General features: G+C 55.1%; 19 protein-coding genes and 1 other annotated feature. Of the genes, 12 read left to right on the top strand and 7 right to left on the bottom strand.

Going from position 1 to position 18,803, the window contains the following annotated elements:
- Nucleotide 1 precedes the first annotated feature (1 nt).
- From trpD to trpL, 3 genes are all read right to left on the bottom strand, one after another.
- A complete protein-coding gene (trpD, locus tag ACB496_RS11420) occupies nt 2–1,597 on the bottom strand; it encodes a bifunctional anthranilate synthase glutamate amidotransferase component TrpG/anthranilate phosphoribosyltransferase TrpD (RefSeq protein ID WP_100779962.1) in 1,596 nt (531 codons plus the stop codon).
- Nucleotides 1,597–3,159: an anthranilate synthase component 1 gene (locus tag ACB496_RS11415; RefSeq protein ID WP_371975227.1), complete on the bottom strand. Its 1,563-nt coding sequence runs from the start codon at nt 3,157–3,159 to the stop codon at nt 1,597–1,599. Before ACB496_RS11415 ends, trpD begins: the two co-directional genes overlap by 1 nt.
- Nucleotides 3,160–3,184: 25 nt before the next feature.
- Nucleotides 3,185–3,279: a sequence feature (Trp leader region), on the bottom strand.
- Nucleotides 3,256–3,300 (bottom strand): trp operon leader peptide, encoded by a 45-nt coding sequence (gene trpL / locus ACB496_RS11410; protein ID WP_107704263.1) that lies wholly within the window; start codon nt 3,298–3,300, stop codon nt 3,256–3,258. Its footprint overlaps the feature before it by 24 nt.
- A gap of 138 nt (nt 3,301–3,438) precedes the next feature.
- Between trpL and rnm the strand changes: the two genes are divergently transcribed.
- The 3 genes from rnm (at nt 3,439) to rluB (ending at nt 5,915) form a co-directional block, all read left to right on the top strand.
- A complete protein-coding gene (gene rnm, locus ACB496_RS11405; RefSeq protein WP_107703447.1) occupies nt 3,439–4,323 on the top strand; it encodes an RNase RNM in 885 nt (294 codons plus the stop codon).
- Entirely contained in the window at nt 4,320–4,940 is a 621-nt protein-coding gene (locus ACB496_RS11400; protein ID WP_095282224.1) for an L-threonylcarbamoyladenylate synthase, read from the top strand. The genes rnm and ACB496_RS11400 overlap by 4 nt, the downstream gene beginning before the upstream one ends.
- A gap of 99 nt (nt 4,941–5,039) precedes the next feature.
- The gene (rluB, locus tag ACB496_RS11395; RefSeq protein WP_100779964.1) at nt 5,040–5,915 is read left to right on the top strand and encodes a 23S rRNA pseudouridine(2605) synthase RluB; all 876 of its coding nucleotides are present in this window, start codon (nt 5,040–5,042) and stop codon (nt 5,913–5,915) included.
- 33 nt (nt 5,916–5,948) lie between these two features.
- Here the strand turns inward: rluB and cobO are convergent, their stop codons facing one another.
- Together cobO and ACB496_RS11385 are read right to left on the bottom strand one after the other, a co-directional pair.
- On the bottom strand, nt 5,949–6,539 hold the full coding sequence (gene cobO / locus ACB496_RS11390; protein ID WP_100779965.1) for a cob(I)yrinic acid a,c-diamide adenosyltransferase: 591 nt from the start codon (nt 6,537–6,539) through the stop codon (nt 5,949–5,951).
- Nucleotides 6,536–7,294 (bottom strand): YciK family oxidoreductase, encoded by a 759-nt coding sequence (locus tag ACB496_RS11385; RefSeq protein WP_371972535.1) that lies wholly within the window; start codon nt 7,292–7,294, stop codon nt 6,536–6,538. The genes cobO and ACB496_RS11385 overlap by 4 nt, the downstream gene beginning before the upstream one ends.
- 254 nt (nt 7,295–7,548) lie before the next feature.
- Between ACB496_RS11385 and sohB the strand changes: the two genes are divergently transcribed.
- Nucleotides 7,549–8,592, top strand: a complete 1,044-nt coding sequence (gene sohB / locus ACB496_RS11380; RefSeq protein ID WP_102103868.1) for a protease SohB — start codon at nt 7,549–7,551, stop codon at nt 8,590–8,592.
- Between the two features lie 34 nt (nt 8,593–8,626).
- Here sohB and ACB496_RS11375 read toward each other — a convergent pair whose 3' ends face one another.
- Nucleotides 8,627–8,878, bottom strand: coding sequence for a YciN family protein (locus ACB496_RS11375; RefSeq protein ID WP_100779968.1), 252 nt, complete (start codon nt 8,876–8,878; stop codon nt 8,627–8,629).
- Nucleotides 8,879–9,277: 399 nt separating this feature from the next.
- Here ACB496_RS11375 and topA point away from each other — a divergent pair, with 399 nt between their 5' ends.
- The 6 genes from topA to acnA all read left to right on the top strand — a co-directional run bounded on the left by topA (nt 9,278) and on the right by acnA (nt 16,758).
- Complete coding sequence (gene topA, locus ACB496_RS11370) at nt 9,278–11,875, top strand: type I DNA topoisomerase (protein ID WP_371972533.1); 2,598 nt, start codon at nt 9,278–9,280, stop codon at nt 11,873–11,875.
- 186 nt (nt 11,876–12,061) lie between these two features.
- Entirely contained in the window at nt 12,062–13,036 is a 975-nt protein-coding gene (gene cysB, locus ACB496_RS11365; RefSeq protein WP_095282217.1) for an HTH-type transcriptional regulator CysB, read from the top strand.
- A 336-nt stretch (nt 13,037–13,372) separates the two neighbouring features.
- A complete protein-coding gene (locus tag ACB496_RS11360; RefSeq protein ID WP_213015984.1) occupies nt 13,373–13,513 on the top strand; it encodes a YmiA family putative membrane protein in 141 nt (46 codons plus the stop codon).
- Between the two features lie 14 nt (nt 13,514–13,527).
- Nucleotides 13,528–13,686 (top strand): hypothetical protein, encoded by a 159-nt coding sequence (locus ACB496_RS11355; RefSeq protein ID WP_184957378.1) that lies wholly within the window; start codon nt 13,528–13,530, stop codon nt 13,684–13,686.
- Between the two features lie 133 nt (nt 13,687–13,819).
- A complete protein-coding gene (ymiC, locus tag ACB496_RS11350; RefSeq protein ID WP_331251887.1) occupies nt 13,820–13,918 on the top strand; it encodes a small membrane protein YmiC in 99 nt (32 codons plus the stop codon).
- A 164-nt stretch (nt 13,919–14,082) separates the two neighbouring features.
- Nucleotides 14,083–16,758, top strand: a complete 2,676-nt coding sequence (gene acnA / locus ACB496_RS11345) for an aconitate hydratase AcnA (protein ID WP_319418345.1) — start codon at nt 14,083–14,085, stop codon at nt 16,756–16,758.
- 33 nt (nt 16,759–16,791) lie between these two features.
- On the opposite strand, the gene ribA is transcribed toward acnA, so the two are convergent.
- Nucleotides 16,792–17,382 (bottom strand): GTP cyclohydrolase II, encoded by a 591-nt coding sequence (gene ribA, locus ACB496_RS11340; RefSeq protein ID WP_100779972.1) that lies wholly within the window; start codon nt 17,380–17,382, stop codon nt 16,792–16,794.
- 195 nt (nt 17,383–17,577) lie between these two features.
- Here ribA and pgpB point away from each other — a divergent pair, with 195 nt between their 5' ends.
- Together pgpB and ACB496_RS11330 are read left to right on the top strand one after the other, a co-directional pair.
- A complete protein-coding gene (pgpB, locus tag ACB496_RS11335; protein ID WP_100779973.1) occupies nt 17,578–18,345 on the top strand; it encodes a phosphatidylglycerophosphatase B in 768 nt (255 codons plus the stop codon).
- Nucleotides 18,346–18,493: 148 nt separating this feature from the next.
- The gene (locus tag ACB496_RS11330) at nt 18,494–18,802 is read left to right on the top strand and encodes a LapA family protein (RefSeq protein WP_100779974.1); all 309 of its coding nucleotides are present in this window, start codon (nt 18,494–18,496) and stop codon (nt 18,800–18,802) included.
- Nucleotide 18,803: the final 1 nt, after the last annotated feature.

Raw genomic sequence — 18,803 nt, 5'->3', positions numbered from 1 at the left:
TTTACCCTCTTGCCGCAAGTGCGGTAACGCGGTCGTAAGCTGCGCCGGAGCGCAATACGGCCATGACTTTTTGTGCGTTAGCCTGTAAGTCTTCTTCGCCGTGCAAACGCATCAACATCGCAACGTTGGCGGCGACAGCGGCCTCATGGGCGGCTTCACCTTTACCTTGTAGCAAGCGTGTCAGAATGTCACGGTTTTCTTCCGGGGTGCCGCCTGCCAGCTGTTCCTGATGATAGGGCGTCAGGCCAAAGTCGGCAGCGTCCAGCTGATAGCTCTGAATTTCGCCGTCGCGCAGCTCGGCAACCAGCGTTGGCGCATGGAGCGACACTTCATCCATTCCGCCGCTGTGAACCACAGCCGCACGCTGATAGCCCAGCACGCGCAGGGTTTCCGCAATCGGCAGTACCAGTTCCGGGCTGTAGACGCCAATCAAAGCCAGCGGCGGATGCGCCGGGTTGATCAACGGCCCCAGCACGTTAAACAGGGTGCGGGTTTTCAGCTGCTGACGGACCGGCATCGCGTGGCGGAAACCGGTGTGATATTTCGGCGCGAACAGGAAGCAGACACCCAGATCGTCCAGCGCTTCACGGGAACGTTCAGCATTCATGTCGAGGTTAATCCCGAACGCGGCCAGCAGATCGGAAGAGCCTGAGCGGCTGGAGACGCTGCGGTTACCGTGTTTCGCCACTTTCATGCCGCAGGCCGCCGCCACAAAGGCGCTGGCGGTAGAGATATTAATGCTGTTGCTGCCGTCGCCGCCGGTGCCGACGATATCCGCGAACGCATAATCCGGACGCGGGAACGGGGCGGCATTTTCCAGCAGGGCGGTCGCCGCACCGGCAATTTCCTGTGGCTGCTCACCGCGCACTTTCATGCTGACCAGCGCGGCGGCCAGCTGTTCGGGCTTCAGCTCACCGCGAACCACCGCAGAGAAAAGCTGGTGGCTCTCCTGCTGGGTCATCGTCTGGGCCTGATAGAGTTTTTCCAGAATCGGCTGCAGCGTGTTGGTTTGCTCCAGCTTCTGCAGCGCCCAGTTGAGGGTCTGCTCCAGCAGGCGTGCGCCGTTAGAGGTCAGAATCGATTCCGGGTGGAACTGCAGGCCGCAGACGCGATCGGCGTCGTGACGCACGGCCATTACCATTCCTTCAAAAGAGGCGTTGATCGTCAGCCCAGCCGGAATATTGCTGCCGACCAGCGAGTGATAACGCGCGACCGGCAGCGGGTTTGGCAGCCCGGCAAACATCGCCTGGCCGTCATGTTCAATGCTGGAGGCTTTACCGTGCAAAATTTCACCCGCCTGGCCGACGTATCCGCCGTACGCTTCAACAATCGCCTGGTGCCCAAGGCAGATGCCGATAATCGGCAGTTTGCCGCGCATACGGGTCAGCAGCTCAGGCATACAGCCCGCTTCGCTCGGCGCACCCGGGCCTGGAGAGAGCATCAGCACCGGGTTTTGCATGGTTTCCAGGCGCTCAATCAGGGTTTGCGCCGGAACATGATTGCGGTAAATCACCACGTTGTGCCCGTTTGCACGCAGCTGGTCTGCCAGGTTGTAAGTAAAGGAGTCGATATTATCGAGCAGCAGAATGTCAGCCATCAGAAAATCTCCTGTGCGTGGTGTGCGGTGGCAATGGCGCGCAATACCGCGCGAGCTTTACTGCGAGTTTCGTCAGCTTCAGACTGCGGAACAGAATCGAGAACAATGCCTGCGCCTGCCTGGACGGTGGCAATGCCATCTTCCACGTAGGCGGAGCGGATGACGATACAGGTGTCCAGATCGCCGTGCGCGGTGAAGTACCCCACGGCACCACCGTAGCTGCCGCGACGACGGCCTTCGGCTCCGGCAATCAGCTGCATTGCACGGACTTTCGGCGCGCCGCTCAGGGTGCCCATATTCATGCAGGCACGATAGGCGTGCAGCGCGTCGAGGTCATGGCGCAGCTCGCCCACCACACGGGACACCAGGTGCATCACGAAGGAGTAACGGTCGACTTTAGTCAGATCCGCGACATACCGAGTGCCTGGCGTACAAATGCGCGCCAGATCGTTACGCGCCAGGTCGACCAGCATCAGGTGTTCGGATAACTCTTTATGATCCGTACGCATCTCAAGCTCAATGCGGCTGTCGAGATCGCGATCCAGGGAGCCATCCGCACGGCGACCGCGCGGACGTGTACCGGCAATCGGGTAAATTTCAATCTGGCGGCTTGGCGCGTCATATTTCAGCGAGCTTTCTGGCGACGCTCCGAACAGGGTGAAATCGTTATCCTGCATAAAGAACATGTACGGGCTTGGGTTGCTCTTCTTCAGCACGTCATACGCGGCCAGCGGAGACGGGCACGGCAGCGAGAAGCGGCGCGATGGCACCACCTGGAAAATCTCACCGGCGCGAATCGCTTTCTGCATCTGACGTACAACGGCACCGTACTGGTCATCTGTCTGATTCGTTTCACACTGCATATGATCGATACGCTGGACCGGCAGCGCCGTCGGCTCTTCGGTCATCTGCTGCTGAAGCTGTTCGATACGCTGCGCCAGACGCTGTTTTTCCGAAACCGAAGGGGTGAACAGGCTCGCCTGAATGCGGGTGTACTTTTTCTGATGGTCAATCACCATCAGCGTTTCCGCCAGATAGAAGCAGTAATCCGGGCAGCGGTTGCCTTGTTCGGTTTCAGGCAGGTCTTCGAAACCGGCCACCAGGTCATAGGCAAACAGCCCGCCGAAGAACATCGCTTCGCGCTCATTCTCAGGCACTTCGACCAGGTTTTGCAGCAGGCGGAAAGCGTCAAACACGGAGAGGGAGCAGAGACGCGCGTCTTCGTCCAGTAGCTGGCTGACCGGCGGGAAATGCAAAATGCGTGTTTCCGGGCGCTGTTCGTTTTCGATACCTGCAGGCAGCGCCGCATCAAGCAGCGGGAGCAGGGCGGCACCGTTCTCAGACAGTGCTTTAAGAGTGACAGTGTCACCTAATGCGGTAATGCGCAGTGCGCTATCGACCAGCAGCAGGCTTTTCAGATCGTCTTTGCTGTCGATGTCAGCAGACTCGAGCAGCAGGGTGGCCGGGCGTGCACCGCACACCTGGTGGAATAAGGCGGTAGGGTTGTGGCGATATACGGCTTCGCAGGTCAGCAACTCAAGGTGTGTTTTGGCGGTTTGCATATTGTTGTTCTCATTAATTCTGTTCATAAAAAAGCCCGCATCGTGGCGGGCCTGGTATCTGTTTGCAATTTGCAGACGAGTGACACTGCCCGAAGATCAGGAAGTGCGCCACCAGCCGTGCAGAGAGAAATGTGCTTTCATTTTCAGATACCTTCTTGAGTGAACTTGCGTACTAGTTAACTAGTTCGATGGCGTATTGTCAACCCCTGATTTCAGAATTTGCGCTTAAGCCGTTATCATAGCCCTCTGTTATACGACAAACCTGTGATGGAAACCGCTTTGAGCGAGACAAAATACGCCGTGATTTATGATTTACACAGCCACACCCAGGCCTCTGATGGCCTGCTGACGCCCGAAGCGCTGGTTCACCGCGCGGTAGAAATGCGTGTAGGTACGCTGGCAATAACCGATCACGACACCACGGATGCCATTCCGGCGGCACGCGCGGAGATTGCCCGCAGCGCGCTGCCTTTGACGCTGGTATCCGGCGTAGAAATTTCCACGGTCTGGGAAAATCACGAAATTCATATTGTCGGCCTGAATATTGATATCGAACACCCGGCCCTGTGTGCGTTCCTCGAAGAGCAGAAAGCGCGCCGCAATCAACGCGCGGAACTGATTGGCGAGCGGCTGGAGAAAGCGCAGATTCCCGGCGCGCTGGAAGGGGCACAACGCCTTGCCAACGGCGGGGCTGTGACGCGCGGCCACTTCGCCCGTTTTCTGGTCGAAGCGGGTAAAGCGAATAACTTTGCCGATGTCTTCAAAAAATATCTGGCACGCGGTAAAACCGGTTACGTTCCGCCACAGTGGTGTACAATAAAACAAGCTATTGATGTCATTCATCATTCTGGCGGTAAGGCGGTGCTGGCCCATCCAGGGCGGTATAACCTTTCGGCTAAGTGGCTGAAAAGACTGCTGGCGCACTTCGCCGAACAGGGTGGAGAAGCGATGGAAGTTTCCCAGTGCCAGCAGGCACCCAATGAGCGTAGTCAGCTGGCGACGTATGCGCGTCAGTATGGTCTGCTTGCGTCGCAAGGCTCGGATTTCCATCAGCCTTGTGCATGGATTGAGCTGGGGCGTAAGCTCTGGTTACCCGCAGGCGTGGAACCCGTCTGGGCACTTTGGGAGCAGCCGCAGCAACATATTGAAGAGAGGGAAGCATGAGTCAATTTTTCTATATTCACCCGGATAACCCGCAGGCGCGCCTGATCAATCAGGCGGTTGAGATCGTTCGCAAGGGCGGTGTGATTGTCTACCCGACCGATTCCGGCTATGCGCTGGGCTGCAAAATCGAAGACAAAGGGGCGATGGAGCGCATTTGCCGCATCCGTCATCTGCCGGACGGGCATAACTTTACCCTGATGTGCCGCGATCTTTCGGAAATTTCGACCTACGCCTACGTAGACAACGTCGCTTTCCGTTTAATCAAAAATAACACGCCGGGCAACTATACTTTCATTCTGAAAGGGACCAAGGAAGTGCCGCGCCGTCTGTTGCAGGAAAAACGCAAAACGATCGGGATGCGCGTGCCGTCGAACCCGATTGCGCAAATGCTGCTTGAGACCCTCGGCGAACCGATGCTGTCGACCTCTCTGATGCTGCCGGGCAGCGATTTCACCGAGTCCGACCCGGAGGAGATCAAAGACCGTCTGGAAAAACAGGTAGACCTGATTATTCACGGTGGCTACCTCGGCCAGCAGCCGACGACGGTGGTCGATTTGACGGAAGATGCACCAGAAGTGATTCGTGAAGGCGTGGGTGACGTAAAGCCTTTCTTGTAAAGGTATAAGCGGCTATACTACGCGGCCATCAAAACAGCGGTAGACCGCTATTTTGACCCTAATTCGACGCCTGTGAAGGCGACACCTGAAGGATGCTCAATGAGCGAAAAATTACAGAAAGTGCTGGCGCGTGCTGGCCACGGTTCACGCCGTGAAATCGAAACGATTATCGAAGCGGGTCGCGTCAGCGTTGACGGCAAAATTGCCAAGCTGGGTGACCGCGTTGAAGTCGTTCCGGGGATGAAGATCCGTCTCGACGGTCATGTGATCTCCGTGAAAGAGTCTGCTGAACAGATTTGCCGCGTGCTGGCTTACTACAAGCCAGAAGGCGAGCTGTGTACACGTAACGACCCGGAAGGCCGCCCAACCGTTTTTGACCGTCTGCCAAAACTGCGCGGCGCGCGCTGGATTGCGGTAGGCCGTCTGGATGTGAACACCTGCGGTCTGCTGCTGTTCACCACCGACGGTGAACTGGCGAACCGCCTGATGCACCCAAGCCGTGAAGTGGAACGTGAATACGCTGTACGTGTATTCGGCCAGGTTGATGAAAATAAACTGCGTGACCTGTCGCGCGGCGTTCAGCTTGAAGATGGTCCTGCGGCGTTCAAAACCATTAAATTCACCGGTGGTGAAGGGATCAACCAGTGGTATAACGTCACGCTGACGGAAGGTCGTAACCGTGAGGTTCGTCGTCTGTGGGAAGCGGTTGGCGTGCAGGTGAGTCGTCTGATTCGCGTGCGCTACGGTGACATTCTGCTGCCGAAGGGGATTCCGCGCGGTGGTTACACCGAGCTGGATTTGACCCAGACTAACTACCTGCGTGAACTGGTGGAACTGCAGCCAGAAACCACGACCAAAGTGGCGGTTGAAAAAGACCGTCGTCGCGTGAAAGCGAACCAGATTCGTCGCGCGGTGAAACGCCACAGCCAGGTGAGCACCTCTCGCCGCTCTGGCAGCCGTAACAATAACGGCTAAAAATAAACCCGGCGGCTGCCGGGTTTTTCTTTTCTAGTAGTCGATACCGATTTGCGCTTTTATTCCGGCGTCAAACGCATGTTTGACCGGGCGCAGTTCACTGACCGTATCGGCCAGCTCCAGAATATCCCGATGGCAGCCGCGTCCGGTCACAATGACCGTCTGATGGACAGGGCGATTTTTCAACGCGTCCAGCACCTCTTCCAGCGGCAGATAGTCATACGCCACCATGTAGGTAATCTCATCGAGCAGGACCATATTCAGCGTCGGATCGGCCAGCATCCGTTTTGCGTGTTCCCACACGGCGAGGCAGGCGGCGGTATCGCTTTCACGGTTTTGCGTGTCCCAGGTAAAACCGGTCGCCATTACCTGAAATTCCACGCCGTGCGGCTCCAACAGATTACGCTCACCGTTTGGCCATTCGCCTTTGATAAACTGAATCACACCCACTTTCTGACCGTGGCCGACAGCGCGGGTGGCGGTGCCAAAGGCTGCCGTGGTTTTGCCTTTTCCGTTGCCGGTGAAGACGATAACAATGCCGCGTTCTTCCTGCGCGGCGGCGACTCGGGCATCGACCTGTTCTTTCAAACGCTGCTGGCGCTGCTGATGGCGTTCTTCACTCATTGCGAAATCCCTGGCTTACGGCCCGGCTGGGCATCAAACGTCATACCGGTTTTACGGCGGCTGTCGTCGCCCATCAGCCACAGATAGAGTGGCATAATCTCGGCGGGGGTTTTGAGCTTTTGCGGATCTTCCGTCGGGAACGCGCTGGCGCGCATGCCTGTGCGCGTGCCGCCTGGATTAATGCAGTTGACGCGCAGATGGCGGGTCTGATACTCCTCGGCCAGCACCTGCATCATCCCTTCGGTGGCAAACTTCGACGCGGCGTAAGCGCCCCAGTTGGCTCGTCCCTGACGCCCGACGCTCGACGAGGTAAAGACCAGCGATCCGGATTCAGATTTGAGTAATAAAGGAAGCAGCGCCTGGGTGAGGAAAAAGGTGCCGTTAACGTTAACCTGCATCACCTGCTGCCAGATCTGCGGGTCCTGCTCATCCATCGGACGCACTTCTCCGAGCAGACCGGCATTGTGCAGCACACCGTCCAGGCGCGGGTAGTGCGCGGCGATACGCTGTGCAAGCTCCGTGCAGGAGTCCGGCGTACAGGTCAGTAAATCGAGGATATACCAGCGCGGCGTCTCTCCGCTGGCGTCACTAATCTCTTGCGCCACGCGGCGCAGCTTTTCTTCATTCCGACCGAGTAGTACTACCTGTGCGCCGTGGCGAGAGTAGGTGAGTGCCGCTTCACGGCCAATGCCGTCGCTGGCACCGGTCACCAGGATGATGCGGTGCAGTAGATCTTTTTGTGGTTGATAGTGCACGAATACTCCTGTGGCGCATGACGGGCCTGCGGCGCCTGCTTTTCTTTCACTTTTTGGCTTTATGCCCGAAACGGCGGGTGATTTCAATCAGTCTACAGGAGAGAAGGCTTCTGAATTAACAATTTGCAACGATTTCAGCCACAAGAAGACATTCTGGAAAGCGCCTCGCAGCGGTATTGTCGTATGCGAGACGCCTGGCAAAGGCTGTTGTACACTGGTCGTGAAAGATTCGTGGTTAAATCAAGGTGGAACACGTGGAATTACTTTCTGAGTACGGTCTGTTTTTGGCCAAAATCGCGACAGTGGTTATCGCTATAGCGGTGATTGCAGTGCTGATCGTGAACCTGACGCAGCGTAAGCGTCAGCGTGGTGAACTGCGCATTACCCGCTTAAGCGAGCAGTATAAGGAGATGCAGGAAGACATGTCGGTGGCGCTGCTGGATGGACATCAGCAGAAACAGTGGCATAAGGCGCACAAGAAAAAGCTAAAGCTTGAAGCCAAAGCGGCAAAAGCGAAGGCGAAACAGGATCATCAGGAAACGACGAAACCACGGGTCTATGTGCTGGATTTTAAAGGCAGTATGGATGCCCATGAAGTTACTTCACTTCGCGAAGAGGTCACGGCGGTACTGGCGGTCGTAAAACCTCAGGACCAGGTCGTTCTGCGCCTCGAAAGCCCGGGTGGAGTGGTGCATGGCTACGGTCTGGCCGCCTCTCAGCTGCAGCGCCTGCGTGAAAAACAGATTCCGCTGACGGTTGCGGTGGATAAAGTCGCGGCCAGCGGTGGCTATATGATGGCCTGTGTTGCCGATAAAATCGTAGCCGCGCCCTTCGCCATTCTCGGCTCGATCGGGGTGGTGGCGCAGATCCCTAACTTTAATCGTTTTCTAAAAAATAAAGAGATCGACATCGAGCTGCACACCGCCGGGCAGTATAAGCGCACCCTGACCCTGCTGGGCGAGAACACGGAAGAGGGCCGACAGAAATTCCGTGAAGATCTCAACGAAACGCATCATCTGTTTAAGGACTTCGTTAAACGGATGCGTCCGTCGCTGGACATCGAGCATGTAGCGACCGGTGAACACTGGTATGGCCTTCAGGCACAGGAAAAAGGGCTGGTAGATGAAGTGGGTACCAGCGATGACCTGCTGTTGAGCCTTATGGAGGGCCGTGAGCTGGTGGGCGTACGCTATACTCAACGTAAGAGAATGCTTGACCGCTTCACAAACAGTGCCGCCGAGAGCGCGGACCGCTTGCTGTTGCGTTGGCTACAACGCGGACAAAAACCGCTGCTGTAAACAAAAACGCGAGGCATTTGCCTCGCGTTTCGCGTTAATCGACCAGGTGATATTTCTCTGAGAGCGCATGGGCCAGGTATTTAAACATGTTAAATACCGCCGTGCTCTTAGGGGTGGGTAACCCTTGCTCATCGAGATAGTATTCGCCACTGAACACCAGCACGCCGTTACGTTGCTCAACGCCGGTGGCTTCGATACCGGCCAGGGTATCTTCGTGTTCACGAATCAGTTTGTTGGCTTCGACAAGCAAAGTCTCACGATCGATAGGTTGGGTATTTTGCTGCATATTCCACTCCTTAAACAGTGGCAATAGTCTACGCCGGACGCGCACCCTGGGCAAATTTTCCCTGTTTTTCGCGGGGCTACGTGCCTGGTGCAAAGCTGGCACGATTTGCTTTTGCATGCTAATAAAGTTGCGTAACAGATTTTATCAGGTAGAGTGTGCGCTTTCGTCATTCTGGCAACAGAATTGCTTGACATTCGACCGAAAGCTCGTCGCATAGTCATTTTGATAAGAGTGAAATGCCCGATAACTCAATCACCTGGACAGGTTCTGCTGTTGTCCGGTAGGAAGAAAGGGGTTGATATCCCCTGGCGTCGTCGCAATATCAACAACGCGTCGCCAGCGGAAGGGAAATCAACATGCGGCGTATTCCTGGAAGAATTAAATTAGGTAAAGGTGAATATGGGTAAAGCTCTCGTCATCGTTGAGTCCCCGGCAAAAGCCAAAACGATCAATAAGTATCTGGGTAATGACTATGTGGTTAAATCCAGTGTTGGTCACATCCGCGATTTGCCGACCAGTGGCTCAGCCAGTAAAAAGAGCGCAGACTCTACCTCCACCAAAGGGGCTAAGAAGCCTAAAAAGGATGAACGTAGCGCGCTCGTCAACCGTATGGGTGTCGATCCCTGGCACGAGTGGGAAGCACAGTACGAAGTGTTGCCCGGCAAAGAGAAAGTCGTTAATGAGCTGAAGCAGCTCGCCGAAAAAGCTGACCACATCTATCTCGCAACCGACCTTGACCGCGAAGGGGAAGCCATTGCATGGCACCTGCGGGAAATCATTGGTGGTGATGAATCACGATACAGCCGTGTCGTGTTTAACGAGATTACAAAGAATGCGATTCGTCAGGCGTTTGAAAAGCCGGGCGAACTGAATATCGATCGTGTAAACGCTCAACAGGCGCGTCGTTTTATGGACCGCGTGGTGGGCTACATGGTTTCGCCACTGCTGTGGAAGAAAATCGCGCGTGGCCTTTCCGCTGGACGTGTTCAGTCCGTAGCGGTGCGTCTGGTCGTCGAGCGTGAGCGCGAAATCAAAGCGTTTGTGCCGGAAGAGTTCTGGGAAATCGACGCGAATGTCGCAACGCCAGGCGGTGATGCACTGCCGCTGCAGGTGACCCACGAAAAAGACAAACCTTTCCGTCCGGTTAATCGCGATCAAACCATGGCGGCGGTTGCGCTGCTGGAAAAAGCCCGTTATCAGGTGCTGGATCGTGAAGACAAACCGACGAGCAGTAAACCGGGCGCGCCTTTCATTACCTCCACGCTTCAGCAGGCGGCCAGTACGCGTCTGGGCTTTGGCGTGAAGAAAACCATGATGATGGCGCAGCGCTTGTATGAAGCGGGTTACATCACTTATATGCGTACCGACTCAACGAACCTGAGCCAGGACGCCGTAAGCATGGTGCGCGACTACATTAGCGATAATTTCGGCAAGAAATACCTGCCGGAAAGCGCTATCCAGTATGCGAGTAAAGAAAACTCGCAGGAAGCGCACGAAGCGATCCGTCCGTCCGATGTGGCTGTCGAATCCGAAGCCCTGAAAGACATGGAAACCGATGCCCAGAAGCTGTATCAGCTGATCTGGCGTCAGTTCGTGGCCTGCCAGATGAACCCGGCGAAATACGACTCTACAACACTGACCGTAGGCGCAGGCGATTTCCGTCTGAAAGCGCGCGGCCGTATCCTGCGCTTTGACGGCTGGACGAAAGTCATGCCAGCACTGCGTAAAGGTGATGAAGATCGTACGCTGCCAGCCGTGAACAAGGGCGATGAGCTTTCGCTGACGGAATTGATCCCGGCCCAGCACTTCACCAAGCCGCCTGCGCGTTTCAGCGAAGCGTCACTGGTGAAAGAGCTGGAAAAACGTGGCATCGGCCGCCCGTCCACCTATGCGTCGATCATTTCGACCATTCAGGATCGTGGCTACGTTCGCGCTGAGAACCGTCGTTTCTACGCTGAAAAAATGGGTGAGATCGTGACAGATCGTCTGGAAGATAACTTCCGCGAGCTGATGAACTACGATTTCACCGCGCAGATGGAAGACCGCCTCGACCAGGTGGCTAACCATCAGGCTGAATGGAAGAAGGTGCTCGACAGCTTCTTCGGCGATTTCACCCAACAACTGGAGAAAGCTGAAAAAGCGCCAGAAGAGGGCGGAATGCAGCCGAACCAGATGGTCCTGACCAGCATCGAATGCCCGACCTGTAGCCGCCAAATGGGTATCCGTACTGCGACTACCGGCGTGTTCCTCGGCTGTTCTGGCTATGCCTTAACGCCGAAAGAGCGCTGCAAAACCACCATCAACCTGGTGCCAGAGAACGAAGTTCTCAACGTGCTGGAAGGTGACGATGCAGAAACCAACGCGCTGCGTGCGAAACGCCGTTGCCAGAAATGCGGCACGGCGATGGACAGCTACCTGATCGATCCGAAGCGTAAATTGCATGTCTGCGGTAACAACCCGACCTGCGACGGTTACGAAATCGAAGAGGGCGAGTTCCGTATCAAAGGCTATGACGGCCCGATTGTGGAGTGCGAGAAGTGTGGTTCTGAAATGCACCTGAAAATGGGGCGTTTCGGTAAGTACATGGCGTGTACCAACGACGAATGTAAGAACACGCGTAAGATCCTGCGTAACGGCGAAGTGGCTCCTCCGAAGGAAGATCCGGTTCCGTTGCCAGAACTGCCGTGTGAAAAGTCTGACGCGTACTTCGTGCTGCGTGACGGTGCTGCGGGCGTGTTCCTCGCCGCCAACACCTTCCCGAAATCGCGTGAAACCCGTGCGCCGCTGGTGGAAGAGCTGTACCGCTTCCGCGACCGTCTGCCAGAGAAACTGCGTTATCTGGCCGATGCGCCGCAGCAGGATCCGGTAGGCAATAAGACCGTTGTCCGCTTTAGCCGTAAAACGAAGCAGCAGTACGTCGCTGCCGAAAAAGAGGGTAAAGCGACCGGCTGGTCTGCATTCTTCGTGGATGGTAAATGGGTTGAAGGCAAGAAATAATCTTTTCTTCCTGTGACTTACCTGAAAGGGCCGGATTTCCGGCCCTTTTTTTTATTGGTCGTTATTATTTTTTGTTCCGTACTATACACTCGGGCTATAAATGATATAGTGGTTATAGTTAACCCCTTTCTTATTATTAAATCGTCTTAAGCGATTATCCCTGTGCGCTAAATCGGATGGTCAGGCATGAAACTACAACAGCTTCGTTATATCGTTGAGGTGGTCAACCACAACCTTAACGTCTCTTCGACCGCAGAAGGTCTCTATACGTCTCAGCCCGGCATCAGTAAGCAGGTGCGTATGCTGGAAGATGAACTGGGTATTCAGATTTTTGCCCGCAGCGGTAAGCATCTGACGCAGGTCACTCCGGCCGGTCAGGAGATTATTCGTATCGCCCGCGAAGTGTTGTCGAAGGTTGATGCAATTAAATCCGTTGCCGGGGAACACACCTGGCCCGATAAAGGCTCGCTTTATATCGCCACCACCCATACGCAGGCACGTTACGCGCTGCCAGGGGTCATTAAGGGCTTTATCGAGCGTTACCCGCGCGTCTCGCTGCATATGCATCAGGGTTCGCCTACGCAAATCGCGGAAGCGGTCTCAAAAGGTAATGCCGACTTTGCGATTGCAACCGAAGCGCTGCACCTCTATGACGATCTGGTGATGTTGCCGTGCTACCACTGGAATCGTTCGATTGTGGTCACGCCGGAGCATCCGCTGGCAGGGAAGGGATCGGTCACTATTGAAGAGCTGGCACAGTACCCGCTGGTGACTTACACCTTTGGCTTTACCGGACGTTCTGAGCTCGACACCGCGTTTAATCGTGCAGGGCTGACGCCGCGCATCGTCTTCACCGCCACCGACGCCGACGTTATCAAGACTTATGTGCGTCTGGGATTAGGCGTGGGAGTGATTGCGAGTATGGCCGTAGACCCGGTCTCTGACCCGGATCTGGTGCGCCTTGACGCCCATGATGTCTTTAGCCACAGCACCACCAAAATCGGTTTCCGTCGCAGCACTTTCCTGCGCAGCTATATGTATGATTTCATTCAACGCTTCGCGCCACACTTAACCCGTGATGTGGTGGATACCGCGGTAGCGTTACGCTCGAATGAAGATATTGAAGCGATGTTCCAGGACATTAAGCTTCCGGAAAAATAATCACACCCGGTATCTTTCCTTCCGGAAAGATACCGAAATAATGTCTTAAAGCTAAATTAGAATTATCATCATCCCCATTCTCTGCCGCATATAACCGCATAAACGTTATAAGTTTAGGGTTAAACTGTCGCAAATTTGCGACAAAAGTAGAAAGTAAATTCCCGCTACGCAAATTCCTCGTTTCAATTATTTATTTCTGGTCAAAAGATTAATTAATTCCCTGGAAACGATCGTAAATTCACTGGCTTTTCGACTAAAGTTTCTTTAGGATTTATCTCAACTCATGATTACTTGTACCGATTGTTTGGTATCGAAATGATAAGCGAAGTCGATTGTATGAGGTTAGCAATGCCGTCAGGAAGTGAAGATCCGCAAAGGGACCCAGCGCTTAAGCGTAAAGCCTGGCTGGCGGTATTTCTTGGCTCCGCCCTGTTCTGGGTGGTGGTAGCGTTACTGGTCTGGAAATATTGGGGATAGCGATGGCAGTTCACATGCGTACTGAACCGGTTAAAAAGATGTGTCAGCCTGGTGACAACGGCCATAAAGCACGTAAAGAGCCTGTAACGACCGTTCCGGCATCCTGGAAGCTTTCCGCACAGCAGCAAGCCTTTATTGATACGTTCGCAGAAGACGAACCCAAAAAACAATAATTGATAATACGGTTAGCCTGCGAATATCAGGTGAGAACCGTGTACTCTTGTACTCTTTAATAAATACACATCAGCAATAAAGAACGGGGAGCACCCCAAGTTACCACAGAAATATAAAGCCTGGTGTCAGATGATGAATACCCTACAAAACATGAAATACTGGTCCTGGATGGGGGCTTTTACCGTATCCGTCCTGTTCTGGGCGCAGCTAATCTGGCTGGCCTTAAACTAAATAGCAAAACCTCGCTCCGGCGAGGTTTTTTGTTTTCGTGCCCCTTCATCGATAATCCCGATTTATCAATTCGGGTTGTTATCAAAACGTTACGACATCTTTGTGTTATCTTTAATTACAGCCCCGATGATTGTCGGGGTATCCCTGTCATTAAGGAGGAGCTTATGTCGTTAACCCTACGCGAAGCCAGTAAGGACACGTTGCAAGCCGAGAATAAGACCTATCACTACTACAGCTTGCCGCTGGCCGCCAGGACACTTGGGGACATCGCGCGCTTACCCAAGTCACTGAAAGTTTTACTGGAAAATCTCTTACGCTGGCAGGATGACGAGTCTGTCACTGCCGATGATATCCACGCGCTGGCGGGGTGGCTGAAAAACGCCCACGCCGACCGTGAAATCGCCTATCGTCCGGCGAGGGTATTGATGCAGGACTTCACCGGCGTACCGGCGGTAGTGGATCTGGCGGCGATGCGCGAAGCCGTTAAACGTCTCGGCGGCGATACCGCCAAAGTGAACCCGCTTTCTCCCGTCGATCTGGTGATTGACCACTCTGTCACCGTTGACCATTTTGGCGATGACGACGCCTTCGAAGAGAACGTGCGTCTGGAGATGGAGCGCAACCATGAACGCTATGTATTTTTGAAATGGGGCCAGCAGGCCTTTAGCCGCTTCAGCGTCGTACCGCCCGGCACCGGGATTTGCCATCAGGTGAACCTGGAGTATCTGGGCAAAGCGGTGTGGAGCGAGCTTCAGGACAAAGAGTGGATCGCTTATCCCGACACGCTGGTCGGGACCGACTCGCACACCACGATGATCAACGGACTTGGGGTTCTGGGGTGGGGCGTCGGCGGCATTGAAGCCGAAGCCGCAATGCTTGGACAGCCCGTCTCGATGCTGATCCCGGATGTGGTGGGCTTTAAGCTGCTGGGCAAGTTGCGCGAGGGTATTACCGCCACAGACCTGGTGCTGACCGTCACCCAGATGCTGCGCAAACATGGCGTGGTCGGCAAGTTTGTTGAATTCTACGGCGACGGTTTGGACTCTCTACCGCTGGCCGATCGTGCGACCATCGCCAACATGGCACCTGAATACGGCGCGACGTGTGGCTTCTTCCCAATCGATGGCGTGACGCTGGAATATATGCGCCTGAGCGGGCGTAGCGACGAGCAAGTGGCGCTGGTCGAGGCCTATGCCAAAGCACAGGGGATGTGGCGCAATACGGGCGATGAGCCGGTGTTCACCAGCACGCTTGAGCTGGACATGAATGAAGTCGAGGCGAGCCTTGCTGGGCCAAAACGCCCGCAGGATCGCGTCGCGCTGCAAAACGTACCGAAAGCCTTTGCCGCCAGTAACGAGCTGGAACTGAATAACGCGCAAAAAGACCGCCACCCGGTCGATTATGTTATGAACGGGCATCAGTATCAGCTGCCTGACGGTGCCGTGGTGATTGCGGCCATTACCTCCTGTACCAACACCTCCAACCCGAGCGTGCTGATGGCGGCGGGTCTGCTGGCGAAAAAAGCGGTAACGATCGGGTTGAAACGTCAGCCGTGGGTCAAAGCGTCGTTAGCGCCGGGGTCGAAAGTTGTTTCGGACTATCTGGCGAAAGCCAAACTGACGCCTTATCTCGACGAGCTGGGCTTTAACCTTGTGGGATATGGATGCACGACCTGCATCGGTAACTCAGGACCGCTGCCGGACCCCATCGAGCAGGCGATCAAGCAGGGCGATCTCACGGTGGGTGCCGTGCTTTCGGGTAACCGTAACTTTGAAGGCCGTATTCATCCACTGGTGAAAACCAACTGGCTGGCCTCTCCGCCGCTGGTGGTCGCCTACGCCCTGGCGGGCAACATGAACATTAATCTGGCAAGCGATCCTCTCGGCCACGATCGGAAAGGCGATCCGGTATATCTGAAAGATATCTGGCCGTCGGGGCAAGAAATTGCCCGCGCCGTGGAGCAGGTTTCCACCGAGATGTTCCGCAAGGAGTATGCCGAGGTGTTTGAAGGTACGCCGGAGTGGAAAACCATCAAAGTGGAACGGTCTGACACCTACGGCTGGCAGAGTGACTCCACCTATATCCGACTGTCGCCATTCTTCGATGACATGGAAGCCCAGCCGAAACCGCTGGTCGACATCCAGGGCGCGCGCATTCTGGCGATGCTGGGGGACTCCGTCACCACCGACCACATCTCTCCGGCGGGCAGTATTAAACCCGACAGCCCGGCAGGGCGTTACCTGCAGGGGCGTGGCGTTGAGCGTCGCGACTTCAATTCCTACGGCTCACGTCGCGGCAACCACGAAGTGATGATGCGCGGTACGTTCGCCAACATTCGTATCCGCAACGAAATGGTGCCAGGTGTTGAGGGCGGAATGACGCGCCATCTTCCTGGTAGCGAAGTTGTGTCAATCTACGATGCAGCGATGAAATACCAGCAGGAAGGCACGCCGCTGGCGGTCATTGCCGGTAAAGAGTATGGCTCTGGCTCAAGCCGTGACTGGGCAGCGAAAGGGCCGCGTCTGCTGGGCGTGCGGGTGGTGATTTCGGAATCGTTCGAACGTATTCACCGCTCGAATCTGATTGGGATGGGGATCCTGCCGCTGGAGTTCCCGCAGGGCGTGACGCGTAAAACGCTGGGATTAACGGGGGAAGAGCGGATTGATGTTCGCGATCTGCAGAACCTGAAACCGGGGGCGACCGTTCCGGTACAGCTCACACGCGCGGACGGTAAAACCGAAGTGCTCGATTGCCGCTGTCGTATCGACACGGCGACGGAACTGACCTACTACCAGAATGACGGCATCCTGCACTATGTGATTCGTAATATGCTGAACTAACGGCACTGGCCCGGCGTAAGCCGGGCCAGATTTTTACTCGCTGAGAAGATGACCCATCTTCGCGGCTTTGGTATCGAGGTAATGCGCATTTTTCGGGTTACGGCCCACAATCAGCGGCACTCGTTCCACGATATTGATCCCGGCTTCGGTGAGGATCTCCACTTTGCGCGGGTTGTTCGTCAGCAGACGCACTTCGTCCACGCCCAGCAGTTTGAACATATCCGCACACAGGGTGAAATCGCGTTCATCAGCGGCAAAGCCGAGCTGATGGTTGGCTTCGACGGTATCGTAGCCCTGATCCTGTAGCGCATAGGCGCGGATTTTATTCAGCAGACCAATGTTACGGCCTTCCTGGCGATGGTAAAGCAGCACGCCACGGCCTTCTTCGGCGATATGAGAAAGCGCCGCTTCGAGCTGGAAACCGCAATCACAGCGTAGGCTGAACAAGGCATCACCCGTCAGACACTCGGAATGGACACGAGCCAATACCGGTGTTTGCCCTGAAATGTCGCCAAACACCAGTGCGACGTGGTCCTGTCCGGTTGCCAGTTCTTCAAAACCCACCATCAGGAAATCGCCCCATGGGGTTGGCAGATTGGCTTCTGCCACGCGTTTAAGCTGCATGTGATTCTCCAGAGTATGCTGACACGTTTCGTGTCAGTCGCCCTTCGGCTTTAGTATCTCGCTATTTTGCCACAAGCCGACGGCGTTCACCTAGCTGAGGGCATACTATACGGACGTTAAACGCACAATCCGACATTTTCACGAATTGCGATAAATTCAGTTATGATTGTTGAGCTTAGCGAAAAAGGAGAGAACATGCTTTCAATTGCCCGCCGCACGGCTGCCGGTGCCGCCATTTTACTCATTATGCCCGTCGCGGTATGGATTTCGGGCTGGGCCTGGCAACCGGGACATAACAGCGCGTGGCTGAAAGCGCTGTACTGGCTGACGGAAACCGTTACCCAGCCGTGGGGGATCATTACCCACGGGATCCTCTGTGCGTGGTTTTTATGGTGCCTGCGTTTTCGCCTGCGTCCGGCGATCATGCTGTTTGTCATTCTGGGTGGGGCAATCGTCGTTGGCCAGGGAATAAAGTCCTGGGTTAAAGATCACGTCCAGGAGCCGCGCCCCTTTGTGGTCTGGCTTGAAAAAACGCATCATATTCCGGTAGATACCTTCTACAATTTAAAGCGTAAAGAGCGCGGGCATCTGGTGAAAGATCAGCTGGCTGAAGCGCAGGAAATTCCGAAATTTTTACGCAAACACTGGCAAAAAGAGACCGGTTTCGCGTTCCCATCCGGGCATACCATGTTTGCGGCGAGTTGGGCGCTGTTAGCCGTGGGTTTACTCTGGCCGCGTCGTCGTACCGTGACCATTGCGATTTTACTGGTCTGGGCGACGGGCGTAATGGGCAGCCGTCTGCTGCTGGGGATGCACTGGCCGCGGGATCTGGTGGTGGCAACGCTTATCTCATGGCTGCTGGTGACGTTCGCGACCTGGCTTGCGCAACGGCTCTGTGGACCACTGACGCCACCGCCGGAAGAGAACAAAGAGATCGCACAAAGAGAGCAGGAAGAGGGTTGATGGTTGAAATTCGCCGTTTAGCCCACAAATCATCATGGACCCTATCACTTTTTCCGTTTCGCGCTTGCGGCTAAAATGGTAGTTTATAAGGCTGATTGCGGCGAGTTGAACAGACTTTATTCGCTTAAACCACATAACGGGACGTCATGTGAAATATCTACTCATATTCTTACTGGTGTTAGCGATTTTTGTTATTTCGGTCACGCTGGGTGCGCAAAACGATCAACTGGTGACATTCAACTACCTGCTGGCGCAGGGCGAGTATCGCGTATCGAGCTTGCTTGCTGTTTTATTCGCCGCGGGTTTTATCATCGGCTGGCTGGTTTGTGGCCTGTTCTGGCTGAAAGTTCGTGTTTCTCTGGCGCGCGCCGAACGTAAAATCAAACGTCTTGAAAATCAAATTGCGCCTGTGAGCGACGTGCCGGTAAATACTGGTGTGCCGGTCGTGAAGGAATAAA

It is taken from the genome of Lelliottia nimipressuralis, assembly GCF_041464075.1.
Classification (GTDB): domain Bacteria; phylum Pseudomonadota; class Gammaproteobacteria; order Enterobacterales; family Enterobacteriaceae; genus Enterobacter; species Enterobacter nimipressuralis.
This window is presented reverse-complemented; position numbering and strand designations above follow the sequence as displayed.